The sequence below is a fragment of the bacterium genome (assembly GCA_023135785.1).
Taxonomy (GTDB): Bacteria; CAIJMQ01; CAIJMQ01; order CAIJMQ01; family CAIJMQ01; genus CAZNJA01.
On sequence record JAGLSL010000081.1, the window covers coordinates 1 to 12,772 of the forward strand.

The 12,772-nt window shown below is 36.1% G+C and carries 12 protein-coding genes; all 12 read left to right on the forward strand.

Going from position 1 to position 12,772, the window contains the following annotated elements:
• Positions 1-598: DNA methyltransferase (locus KAS42_05905; GenBank protein MCK4905751.1), on the forward strand; the 598-nt coding region annotated here is incomplete at its 5' end.
• Positions 598-1,557, forward strand: coding sequence for a hypothetical protein (locus KAS42_05910; protein MCK4905752.1), 960 nt, complete (start codon positions 598-600; stop codon positions 1,555-1,557). The genes KAS42_05905 and KAS42_05910, both read left to right, overlap by 1 nt.
• Position 1,558: 1 nt before the next feature.
• Complete coding sequence (locus KAS42_05915; protein MCK4905753.1) at positions 1,559-2,041, forward strand: hypothetical protein; 483 nt, start codon at positions 1,559-1,561, stop codon at positions 2,039-2,041.
• Positions 2,042-2,125: 84 nt separating this feature from the next.
• Positions 2,126-3,007, forward strand: coding sequence for a nucleotidyltransferase (locus tag KAS42_05920; GenBank protein MCK4905754.1), 882 nt, complete (start codon positions 2,126-2,128; stop codon positions 3,005-3,007).
• A 9-nt stretch (positions 3,008-3,016) separates the two neighbouring features.
• On the forward strand, positions 3,017-3,562 hold the full coding sequence (locus KAS42_05925; protein MCK4905755.1) for an SLATT domain-containing protein: 546 nt from the start codon (positions 3,017-3,019) through the stop codon (positions 3,560-3,562).
• Positions 3,563-3,704: 142 nt separating this feature from the next.
• On the forward strand, positions 3,705-4,517 hold the full coding sequence (locus tag KAS42_05930) for a hypothetical protein (GenBank protein MCK4905756.1): 813 nt from the start codon (positions 3,705-3,707) through the stop codon (positions 4,515-4,517).
• A gap of 261 nt (positions 4,518-4,778) precedes the next feature.
• Entirely contained in the window at positions 4,779-5,093 is a 315-nt protein-coding gene (locus KAS42_05935) for a hypothetical protein (protein MCK4905757.1), read from the forward strand.
• A gap of 290 nt (positions 5,094-5,383) precedes the next feature.
• Positions 5,384-5,686, forward strand: a complete 303-nt coding sequence (locus KAS42_05940) for a hypothetical protein (GenBank protein MCK4905758.1) — start codon at positions 5,384-5,386, stop codon at positions 5,684-5,686.
• Between the two features lie 123 nt (positions 5,687-5,809).
• Entirely contained in the window at positions 5,810-6,022 is a 213-nt protein-coding gene (locus tag KAS42_05945; protein ID MCK4905759.1) for a hypothetical protein, read from the forward strand.
• A gap of 454 nt (positions 6,023-6,476) precedes the next feature.
• Complete coding sequence (gene smc, locus KAS42_05950) at positions 6,477-10,118, forward strand: chromosome segregation protein SMC (GenBank protein ID MCK4905760.1); 3,642 nt, start codon at positions 6,477-6,479, stop codon at positions 10,116-10,118.
• Positions 10,119-10,126: 8 nt separating this feature from the next.
• Positions 10,127-11,125 carry a signal recognition particle-docking protein FtsY gene (gene ftsY / locus KAS42_05955; protein ID MCK4905761.1) on the forward strand — a complete coding sequence of 333 codons (999 nt, stop codon included), beginning with the start codon at positions 10,127-10,129 and terminating at the stop codon, positions 11,123-11,125.
• Between the two features lie 174 nt (positions 11,126-11,299).
• Complete coding sequence (locus tag KAS42_05960) at positions 11,300-12,643, forward strand: histidine--tRNA ligase (protein MCK4905762.1); 1,344 nt, start codon at positions 11,300-11,302, stop codon at positions 12,641-12,643.
• The last annotated feature ends 129 nt before the right edge of the window (positions 12,644-12,772 follow it).

Consider the following 12,772-nt stretch of genomic DNA (forward strand, 5'->3'; position numbering starts at 1 on the left):
AGCTTCGCAAATAATGGAGAGACAAAGCATTGGGTTTGATATAAGTAAAAAATACTGTGAAATGGCTAAGAAAAGATTAGATGTCACCTATAAAACTATGTTTGAAAAACCCTTATATAAAATATATCCCGATTCAGCATTAAATATTAAAAAATACCTAAAACCCAATTCAATAGACTTAACAATTACCTCTCCACCATATTGGGATATCTTGAATCGCAAGAGAACAGCGGACAGAAAAGAAATACGGAATTACAGTAACTCTCAAAAAGATTTTGGCAATATTACTGATTATGAAGAGTTTTTATTATCTTTGCAGGAAGTATTTAGAGAAGTTTATTATGTTACAAAACCTAATCGATATTGCATAGTTGTTGTTATGGATATCAGAAAAGGTCCTAATTTTTATCAGTTTCATTCGGATCTAACCAGAAAAATGGAAGAAATCGGTTTTACGCTTAAAGATATCATTATTTGGGATCGACAAAAAGAATATAACAATATGCGCCCTCTTGGCTATCCGTATTCTTTCGTTGTTAATAAAGTGCATGAATATATTTTAATCTTCAAGAAGTCAGATATTCCAAAGGAGAAATAGTGAACAATCCAGAATTAGCATATTTACTTGGAATGATAACTGGCAAGGGCACCATAATTAGAGATAATAATCAGACAAATATTATTATTGAAATTCCTCACCAAAGTTTGACAATTGAGGGTATGGATACAAAACTTTCTGTAAAAGCAAGCTTGGATGACATAAGGAATAGCCTAGAACCACTTATAGGTGCAAGAATCATTTCAACGCAAATTGAAAGTAAAACCGTCCTGAAATTTTCTAAAAATAATGAAGACTTCTTAATTAGAGAAATTCATCAACATTTTCAAGGGTTAACTTCATGCAAAGATTTTAGGATTCCAGAGGAAATATTCAATTCGTCATCAGACACCAAACAAGAATTTATGATTGGACTTGCAGATGTGACTGCTCATATTAGGAGTAGTAATGTAGCTTATGGGCTTTCTTACAATCAAAGGGCGTATATAGAAATACCAGTAAATTGGTTTTTAGTTATAGATATCGGAAACTTAATTTTAGACCTTGATGTACCTATACATAATATTAATTGGGGTCATCCTAATATGAGAGACCCTAATCTTGAAGAATATAATAGTGGAAGACAAAATGCTTGGTTTAGGGAACATCAGATCAAAATATTTGCTGATGAATTCGAGAAAATTGGTTTCAGAATAGCACACAAAATGGATGTACTTAAAAACTTAGCTAATAAAAATCGGGATGAATGGGATAAGAGTTTGATGCAAAAAATCAGCCGTGCTCGCTCAGAAGCACAGAAGGAGAAATTCAGCAGAATGATAGGGCATATCGAGTTGATACATCATAAATATTATTGGGAGACCAAGAATCTGAAGAGACCAAAAGCATCGCATCCAATGGAGAATAGCGATAAAATTCCTCCAGAAATAAGAGGGAAACATTTTAATTCATGGAAAGAAATTTGTGCAGTTTTAGGTTATCCACGGGAAAAAGAGTGAAATGAATAAAAGAGAAGAATTACTTTATCCTGCTATAGAAGAATGGTTTAAGAAGTATTTAGAAGAACGATATAAAAGATATGCTATTACAACTACACACAAAACCTCGAGAATAACTTTAGATTCCTATCTGAAGAGTATTGGTATTCAACTCAAAGAAGCAGTTGGATTGGCAATAAGAGTAGATATTGTCGGCGTACTGAGAAAATCAAATGAAATAAAACTTGCCTTTATAGAAGTTAAAGACAACTCCTTAACTTTAGCAGGCTTAGGTCAACTTTGGGGTTATACTCAGTTAATTAATCCTGTTGAATCTTTCTTGATATCATCAGCAGGTCTAGGAAGCCTTGAGTATCTATTAAAAGTGCTAAAAAGAGAAGATCTTTTAATTTATGGTTCTAAAAAAGAGAGAATGATGAAAGTATGCAAATGGGATAAACAACGAAAATCTATCGATTATTCTACTCTTTTACCTAAGTTGTAACACATTAAGAGATGATAGATAATCAAACAAATATGAACAAGAGTATGAATTTCTAATGCAAAAAGAGAACTAATTGAAAAAGTTATGGCAACAACAATACCATCGGCATTTCAAAAGTTAAAAGAGAGTCTGGAAATAACAGAATTGCAAAAATCCACTGTTTCAACACGGCAGACAAGTGTAAGAAATGTTATTGAATCAGGATTAAAGGTTTTGGATTCTTTTTTGACTGGGTCATATTCACGTAATACGATGATTGCACCATTAAAAGAAGCGGATGTTGATATTTTTGTTGTGTTATATAATAAGTATTATTATCAATATAACGGACAAAACGGTGGTCAAGCTGGGTTGCTTGACTTAGTAAAAAGAACCTTGAGGAAAACATATACGGAGACTCCCGATATTAGTAGAAATGGTCAAGCGGTAACTATACGTTTTACCGACTTCGTAGTGGATGTAGTACCTGGTTTTCATAGGCAAGGCGGAGGATTTTTAATCCCGAACTCAATAAGGCAAAATTGGATTTCCACGGATCCCAAGAAACATGTTGAGATTATGACTAATGCAAATTCAATTCATAATGGAAACTTAATACCCTTAGTTAAGATGATTAAAGGATGGAATAAAAATATCAATAGTTATTTTAGTTCATTTCACCTTGAAGTATTAGCACTGCAAATTTTAGATAATGTAACAATATCTGACTTCTCTTCTGGAACGAGATACTTTTTTGACAAAGGTAGACTCCTAATTAGTCAAAATAATTTCGACCCTGCTGGATATGGTAGAGATATAGGAAGTTATATTAATACTCAAGAAAAAATACAGGAAGCTGTTGCAAAATTCCAATTAGCTTATGATAGGGCAGTAAAAGCAGAAGATTATGCAAGACGTTACTGTATTGAAGATGCTATAAATATGTGGGTAAAAATATTTGGAAACTATTTCCCAGCATATGGGTAAAAAAACATTATGGTTGACAAAAAAAATACTATTCAAGAAACAGTAGTATCTACTACCCAAAAAGCGGTTATTAAAGAAGCAAAGAGAATTGAAGAAAGTGCACTTTGTACAGCTAAGGGGCATTTTGCTGCTGCTCAGTTTTGGGCAAATTTTCACTTATGGGTAGGAATCCCAACGGCGATTTTAGCCACAATTGCTAGTGCTTCAGCATTAGGACAGTTTGATAACCATAATATTATTGCAGGAATTTTATCAATTATAGTTGTTGCACTCACAGCATTGGCTACCTTTTTAAACCCAAACGAAAAAGCAAATGTTCATTTAAATTCAGGGAATAACTATGACGCTTTTCAAAGCCGAGCACGTATTTTCTGGACAATTGATTGTTGGGAAGAAGAATCAGAGCAAGTGCTCACAAGTAGATTGAAGGATTTATCTGAACAAAGAGATAAACTAAATAGAGGGTCTCCGCAAGTTCCAGCCTGGGCATATATAATTGCACGTAAAGGTATTAAAGAAGGCGAAGCAGATTATAAAGTCGATAAAAAAGGATAACTTATCTTTAATAAAGTTATTAGCTGAAATAGGGGGCAGATCTTGCACGCCGAAGGCGAGGTAAACCCGCCAAAGACGGACAGGCATTCCTCCTACTTTCTTGCAAAAGTAACAAGGGGACAGGTAACACATTACAGTTAAAATGAGTGAAAACTTTCTAATAAAAGATTTTGAGCAGGCATATGAAAATATGCGTGCTACTGATAACAAGCGCGATGTAATAATTGGTTTCTATGCAACATTAGTTGCAGTAATAGGTGGTCTAGTTCTTAAGAATTGTGAAAATCTTTGTAATATTCAAGGATTAGATAGGATAGGACTATTTTCTCTGTGGATTATTGGCTTTGTGATTTTTGGCATATTAATTCAGTATAGATGGTGGCATGCATATTGGGCAACATTAGCTAATAAGATACGGGGGGAAATCGCAGAGAAAGATATCAAAGACTTTTATGAGCGAATATTGCTATATCCTGTTAAATCCTTTTCTCTATGGGGAGTGGAATTTAACATTGTTTTTCTTCATGCTGTAATAAATAGTATAGTCGGAGCTCTATTCATTTGGAGTGGAAATTTAGGCAACCAAACTAAAATTGTAATCCCTTTTGGGGTTGTCATTCTATGGCTCCTGCATTTATTTGCTTTGTTATTTTGGTATTATTTTCAACTTCACTTTGAAAAGAAGATTTATGATATGAAAAAATTTAAAGGAAAAAAAGAACACGTTGCAAAACAACTTTACATATATTTTATTCCAATTTCTATATTTTTGTGTGTAATTATTTCATTTCTTATTCCAAGTCTTCTCTTAAAAATTTTATCTTTTATTATTCTATTGTTAATAGCATGGTGGTTTTTATGGAAAAACAAGGATTTACTTATTAGCGATGCACCTTATTATTTAAAAAAGATTGAAAAGGAGATTGTAAGGATTCATAAGAGATTTAAAAAATAAACACCCTTTAAAATAGGGACGGTTGTTTATGCTCACTAATTATGTAACTCTTTTGGTATGATAGAATAAACCAAAGGAGGTCATAATGCAATACCAGCAGGTTGTCATCATACCATTAGAAGGGTGAGATAAACAGATCAATATAAAATCTTTTTACCCAAGAGAAAAGATTTAACCAGAGAGACAAAAAAAGGGGCAAGCATAACGTATTTTGAGAAATAACCTTTGACATATAATAGCTAAAACCGAGAGGAGGGCTTTATGAATATTTATGATTTATTAAAGCAAGCAATTTTGAACAAACAACAGATTGTTGCCACTTATGATGGCTATCATCGAGAAATGTGTCCACATGCATTGGGAATAAAAGAGGGACTAGAGAAATGTTTATTTTATCAATTCGCAGGGGAGAGTAGTAGTCGCCAGATAATTCAAGGTTCTTCGGATAATTGGAGATGTATTTTTGTTAGTGAACTAACAGATGTGTCTATTCGAGATGGAGAGTGGCATACAGCTTCGAATCATTCACGGTCACAAACGTGTATTGATGATATAGATGTAGAAGTTCATGTGTAACTTTAGAAAATAGTCTTGTATAAAATACAGTATTTAAAAATTAGGGACACAGCTCTTCCCCCTAATTTCCTGCCCCTTTTTTTGTCTTCTAAACAGAGGGTCAAATCTTGACATTTAAGTTATAGAGATTGCTTCACCCCTGAACCACGTAGGGTTCAGGGGTCGCAATGACAAAGAAGGCGGGCAAGCTAGATTCCAGATGCCTGCCTTTTGACAATGTAAATTTTGTTATATACAATTCAACGCTCAACTATCAATTAACACAAAACCACAAAAAGGGGATATGTAGAGTGAAAAAACGATTAGTTCGGATAGAGGGTAGAGTACCTTTAATATTCATCCAAGGTGTTAAGGAAATTATAGCTTATTCACCTGTACTTGATTTATCTACACAGGGGAAAACTCGGGAGGAAGCAACAAAAAATTTTCAGGAAGCTATGGCCTTATTTTTTGAAGAAGCGAAAGCCGATTTAAATGAAATTTTGTTAGAACTCGGTTGGTCTAAGATCAAAGAGACTTTTTCACCCCCTGCTTATCTAGGTCAATTTCAAGAACCTATCCGAGCAAGTTTTCAACTCTCCTCTCATTCTTAAATGACTCGTATTGGTCCTGTTTCTTGGAAAAAATTCGACAAATTCTTAAAGAGATGTGAATGTTATCCCACTCGCCAGCGAGGGTAAAAATAGGGATAGCGCCTATTAAAAAAAGGTAGAAAAATTCGGAAAACCATTCATAATAACGAATGGTGGTTTTCGGTTGTTGATGTGTGCGAGGCTTTAACTGATAGCGTTGATGCGGGAGCTTATTGGAGAAAATTAAAACAGCGGCTGAAAAAGGAAAGTAGCGAGGTCGTGACATTTTGTCACGGACTGAAGTTAGAAGCGTCTGACGGCAAGTATTATTTTAAAAATAGGGACAGCGCCCATTAAAAAATACGACGGACGCGAAAAAGAAGGACATCATTGGATTCCTGCTTCCGCAGGAATGACAGATTGAATTGGATTCCTGCTTCCGCAGGAATGACAAGGAGAAAGGCGGGAATGACAGGAGAAGATTGCCGCGCCCTCATTATATTCGGACTCGCAATGACAAAAAAGGCAGGAATGACAGGAAGGGGGGGTACCCCTGCGAAAAAGAAGGACATCATTGGATTCCTGCCCTCCTAAAAGATTGGCGGGTAAACTTTCACAGGAATGACAGCTTACAAGAATGGATTCCTGCTTACTACTTGCAGGAATGACAGATTGAGTTGGATTCCTGTTTTCACAGGAATGACAAGGGGAAAATCTGCAGTCTGAAAATCCAAAATTCTACTTTTGCCGTAGTATTTCCCCGATGTCTTTGATAAAATAAACCAACGCTTTTTAAATATAATATTGCTCAATGGAACTTAAAAGTTTAAAGATTTTCGGATTTAAGTCATTTCCCGATGAAACCAAATTTGAATTTGAGCCCGGTATTACCGCAATAGTTGGTCCCAATGGTTGCGGAAAAAGTAATGTCGTTGATGCTATTCGCTGGGCTCTTGGCGAACAGAATGCCCATTCTCTTCGCGCGGGTCTAACAGAACAGCTTATTTTTAACGGCAGTCAAACGCGCCAGCCACTTGGTATGGCAGAAGTTTCGCTTACTTTCTCCAACCCTAGCCATTATGCTCCGCCTTCTTTAGGCGGCAGTGACAAAGTAGAACTTACTTTTTCTGAAATCACTATTACGCGCAAAATTTTCCGTTCGGGTGAAAGCGAATATTTTATTAATAAGGCTCCCTGCCGATTAAAAGATATTACGGAAGTTTTTATGGATACGGGTCTTGGTGTGAATGCATATTCGGTAATAAGCCAGGACCAGATAGACATGATACTTAACGCTAAACCCGAAGAACGCAGACATATATTTGAGGAAGCCGCAGGTATAACCAAATACAGCAAGAGAAAAAACGAAGCATTAAGAAAATTAGACCTTACCAAACAAAACTTACTTAGAGTTCAGGATATTATTGCCGAGCTGGAACGCCAGAGCAATGTATTGAAAAGGCAGGTATATAAAGCTAAACGCTATCGGGGCTTAAATGATGAACTCAAAAGCCTTCAGGTAGCGGACGCTTTTTACCAATATAAAGGTTTTCAGGAAGAAAAAAGCAGGATAGATAAATCAATAGAAAATTTCGGGAAAGAGAAAAACGATATAGATGTTGTTTTCAAAAACGAGGAAGAAACTTTTAAAAATCTGCAGGACGGATTAACGAAGCTGGAAACCGAACTTGAAGAAAAAAGGGAAGAACAGCTTCGGCTATTTGCCGAAATAGAAAGAGGCAATTCCACGATTATTGTCAATGAGGAAAGAATTAAAAATTTAACTCTTAAGTTGGCGGAAGAGGGTGTTGTTAAAACAAAATTAAACGAAGAATTTTCCGCTATTTCAGAGCAGATAAAATCTCATTTAAAAACTATTGAGTTGGCGAAAAAAGAAGAAGAAGCGTTAAGCATAGAAGCCGAGGAAGTTTCCGGAAAGATTGCCGAAATATCCAACAGGGAAAGAACAAACGAAAAAGAACTGGAAGAGAAGAATTCGCAACTGATAGAATTATTATCTGAACAGGCGCGTCTTAAAAACGCTTTGGAAAATTCAAAAATCAATGCGCATAATCTGGAAATCAGGTTAAAGAAATTAGCAGAAGAAAAAGAGGGTATGGTTGTTCTTAAACTGTCTTTAGAAACAGAACTTAATACTAAAAAGCAAGAGTTAGAAAACAGCAAAAAAGAGGCAGAGGAAGTAGAAACAAGGATTAAATCGTTTGAGAAGAGTTTAATAAAAATGGAGGAAGCGTTAAAAAGAGTAGAAGACGATATGATTAACGTTAAATCCGAACTGCAGGCGAAAAGAACCCATCTTTCCGCGTTAGAAGAAATGCATTCCAAAGACGAAGGGATGCAGAGTTCGGTTAAATTTATTATGGAATCGGAAGAAAAATCTCACGCTTACGGCTTGATTTTTAATACATTGCAAGTGTCCGAAGAGTTCCAAAAAGCGATTGAAGTGGCGTTGATGGATAATGTTCAGGGTTTGATAGTAAAAGATCATAACGCTGTTTCAAAACTTATAGGGATGCTAAAGGACAAAGAAAGAGGCAGAGCCACTTTCTTCCCTGTGGCAAATATAACAAGAAGCAGGGCAAACGGTGATTCTAAATATGAATTTGCCATAGATAAAATAAAATTCCCGCAGGAATACGCGGGCATATTTAATTATCTCCTGGATAAAGTGGTTATTGCCAAGAATTGGGATGAAGCGCTCAAGTTATATTCCTCTTTAAGTGAAGAATATAAGATAGTAACCCGCGACGGGGAGTTATTACATCCCGGCGGTTTTATACAGGGCGGTTCCAGAAACCAAATGCATGCGTTGCTCGGCAGAAAAGAGAGAATAGGCAAGATGCAAAAGGAAGTATCCGTCTTGGAAGAAAAATTAAAAGCGGTCGAACAAAAGAAAACTGAAGAAGGCAATAAAATTAAAAAAATAGAACAGGATTTACAAGAACAAAGAAGGGATTTAGCTAAGAAGAACGAAAACAAGGCAAAGTTGGAAAACGAAACTGGTTCTATTGTAGAAAAACTAAGTGAACTTCAAAAAAGAGACAAGTTCTTAATAGACGAAGAGAAAAATCTTGATAAGGAAAAGGAACTGGCGGAAGAAAAACATAAAGAAACCCAAGAAGAATTAGAAGCTATACAAACAAAGACAACCGAGCATAACTTAACTATCAGTTCCATTAAAAAATCTGTTGAATCCTTAAGCGAAGAAGAGACAAAAACAAAGGAAATTTCGGAAGAGAAAAGAATAAAACTGTTCAATTTGAGGCAATCCCTTAAGAACGCCGAAGATATGCTTAAAAATTTAGAAGACAGAAAGAAAATGTTGCTTGAAAGAATTCCAAATCTAAGCGTTGAAGCCGAAGAAGCCAACAAGAGAATGGAGCTTTTAAAGAAAGAAACGGAAGACAGCAAGGCGAAACTAATAGAGCAGAAACAGCAGATAGAATCTTTAAAACAGAATTTGGAAGAACTAAAAACCAAGCGGACTGTTATCGGCGAACAAAGCAAAGACAAAGAACAATTCATAAAGGAAAAAGGTTCGCAACTGGAAGAAAGAAGAAACGTTTTGCAATCTTTGGAAATAGAAAAGACAAAAATTGAAACCGAAATTAAGGATTTGAAGGAAAATATTTCTTCCAACCATACGATATCGTTAGACGATTTTACTCCTCCTGAAACCGAAACGGCAAAAGAGCATATCAAAGAAAGAGTTGAAGATTTAAAAGATAAACTTACAGGTATGGGCAACGTAAACCTTGCCGCGATAGAGGAAGAAGAAGAGCTTAACGAAAGATACAGTTTCTATCTTACACAGCAAAAAGATTTGCTTGATTCCGAACAATCCCTGCGGGATACAATAACGCAAATAAATTCCACTGCGCGCAGTTTGTTTAGAACCACACTTGATAATGTAAGGAAAGAATTTAGAGATGTTTTTATAAACCTTTTTCAGGGCGGAGAAGCTGATTTGAAACTTGTGGGTTCACAAGATATTCTGGAAGCGGGAATTGATATAGTCGTATCGCCTCCGGGCAAAAAACTTTCTTCAATTAGTTTGATGTCTGGCGGAGAAAAAGCGTTGACTTCTATTGCCCTGCTTTTTGCGCTTTTTAAAGTAAAACCTTCCCCGTTTTGTGTTCTTGACGAGATAGATGCTCCTTTGGATGAAACCAATATCGGCAGGTTTACTAATTTCTTAAAAGATTTGGCAAAAGATACCCAGTTTATAATAATTTCCCATAACAAAAAGACCTTGTCTATTTCGAAAATCTTGTACGGCATAACTATGGAAGAACCCGGCATTTCCAAGATGATATCCGTAAAATTCGTTGGGCGTGATAAAGATGATACAGATAAAAACAAAACTGAAACTGTCGCTAAACCCGCTGATGCTAAAGGTTCCGATAAAACTGTTGCGCAGGCGGCGGAATAATCCTTAAAATGTTTTTCAAAAAGAAACAGACCCATCCGATTGAAAGTCCATCCGATGTGAAATCGGGTATTACTTCTAAACCTGTTAGAGATAAAAAATCTCTAAACGGGTCTAACGGGGCACGTTTCGGACTTCTAAAAACAAGAACTTCCGTTTTAGAAAAGATTTCCAATCTATTTAAGAAAAATGTAGAAACAGAAAACTTATGGAGTGAACTGGAACAGATTCTTATAGAATCAGATATGGGCGTTAGGTTATCCTGCGAAGTTTTGGAAAATTTAAAGAAAGATACGAAAAGAACGATTAACAAAGATGAGATACTGAAAAATTTAGAAAAAGAGATTTTTAACAACCTTCTTAAAATACCAAGGAATTTAAATGTTTGTGATACACCTCCTTCGGTTATTCTTGTTCTCGGTGTAAACGGGGTAGGTAAAACGCTTACTACCGGCAAGCTTGCTTATAAATTGAAAAATGAAGGGAAGAAGGTTATTTTGGCTGCAGGTGATACTTTTAGAGCTGCGGCTATTGAACAGCTCGGTGTTTTCAGTAAAAAAATAGATATAGATATAATAAAGCATAGTCATGGCGCTGACCCTGCGGCTGTCTGCTACGATGCAATAGAGGCGGCACAAGCAAGAGGCGCGGATTTTTTACTTATTGATACCGCAGGCAGGTCGCATGTCGATAAAAGTCTTATGGAGAGCTTGAAAAAGATAAAAAGAGTGATAGAGAATCGTCTGCCGGGCGCATTAAAGGAAGTTCTTCTTGTTTTGGATGCAACTACCGGACAGAACGCGCTTTCGCAGGCAAAAGTTTTTACAGATTCACTCGGTGTTACAGGTATTGTTCTTACCAAATTAGACGGAACTGCAAAAGGCGGTATAATAGTGGCAATAGAACAGGAAATGAAGGTTCCTATTAAGTTTGTAGGTACAGGAGAAAATCTGGAAAACTTTGAAGTGTTTGACCCGAATGTTTTTGTGGCTTCGTTGTTTGAGGAATGAAATAACAGGATAGGATTTTGGTTAATAATGGTTAAAAACGCCCGCCATTAAATAAATGGCGAGGCAAGGTTATCAAGGGTTAATAACAGTTGCAGTAAAAGATTAAAAAGCAACCTTTGATAACTTATGTTAACCTGTGTTAACTTTTGTTAACTGTATTTGAATATTATGGGTATGAAATACCAATCACTAAGAGGAACCAAGGATATTCTTCCCGAAGACAGCCGAATCTGGCGTTATGTGGAAGGGAAAATATCCGATATATTTGCGCGATTTGGCTATCAGGAAATAAGAACTCCTATTTTTGAGATGACGGAGCTTTTCGTAAGAAGTATCGGCGCCTCAACAGATATCGTAAATAAAGAAATGTATACTTTCCCTGACAAAAAAGGTAGGAGCTTAACACTTAGACCCGAAGGCACGGCGCCTGTTGTAAGGGCGTATATACAAAACCAACTTTATCAAAAAGATGAGATTTTAAAACTCTATTACAAAGGGCCTTTCTTTAGATATGAAAGACCGCAGGCGGGCAGAGAGCGTCAGTTTCATCAGTTCGGCGTGGAAGTATTGGGCGCGTCCAGTCCTGCCATAGACACGGAAATTATTTATTTAGGTTATTTTATATTAAAAAGTTTAGGGTTGGATAATGCCGAACTTTTATTGGGCAGTGTGGGTTGTTCCGATTGCAGACCTGCATATGAAAAACTGATTGTTTCTACACTTAGGGAATCCACTTCTAAGCTTTGTGATGATTGCCAAAAAAGATATAAAACCAATCCGTTAAGAATGCTTGATTGCAAAAACGAAGATTGCAAAAAACAATTGAAGAAAATACCGCCTTTTGCCGGGTCTGTCTGTGATGATTGCAAAAAATATTTAAACGAAACCGAAGAATTGCTTAAACTTTTAGAAGTAAGTTATATAATAAGCCCTCATCTTGTAAGAGGGCTGGATTATTACACCCGCACGACTTTTGAATTTGTTTATTCGGGTTTGGGAGCGCAGTCAACTGTAATCGGAGGCGGACGGTATAATAATCTTATAAAAGAATTCGGCGGTCCGTCAGTTTCAGCGTGCGGTTTTGCCGGCGGTATGGAGCGTTTGATTTCGGTTCTGAAAAATGAGGGAAAAATACCATCTCTTTCGGACGGATTGGATGTTTTTGTAATTCCCATTAGCGATGAATGTTTTAAAACAGCTTTTAAACTATTACAGGAAATACGATCTTTAAAGATATCTGCGGATATGGATTATAGAAACGGCAGTTTAAAATCGCAGTTTAGAAAAGCCGATAAACTAAAAGCAAGTTATGTTATCGTTATCGGCGAAGACGAAATGAAAAAAGGCGCAGTGAAATTGAAAGATATGAAAACGGGCAGTGAAGAAAATATAAAACTTACAGATGTAACAAACGAATTGAAGAGAAGATTACGAAGGACGATGCACGATAGACGCAAAAACCGACTAAAAGATACGAGAGATGACGGAAGATGGACGAAGGACGCAAAAGATAAATGATAAACGAAAAAACTAATAATCAAAAAAGTAAAACTAAAAGGATAAGTAGTGTTAGGGATTTAGATGTTTATAAACTTGCATTCAATACTGCAATGGATATATTCGAAATTTCAAAAAGTTTTCCCAAAG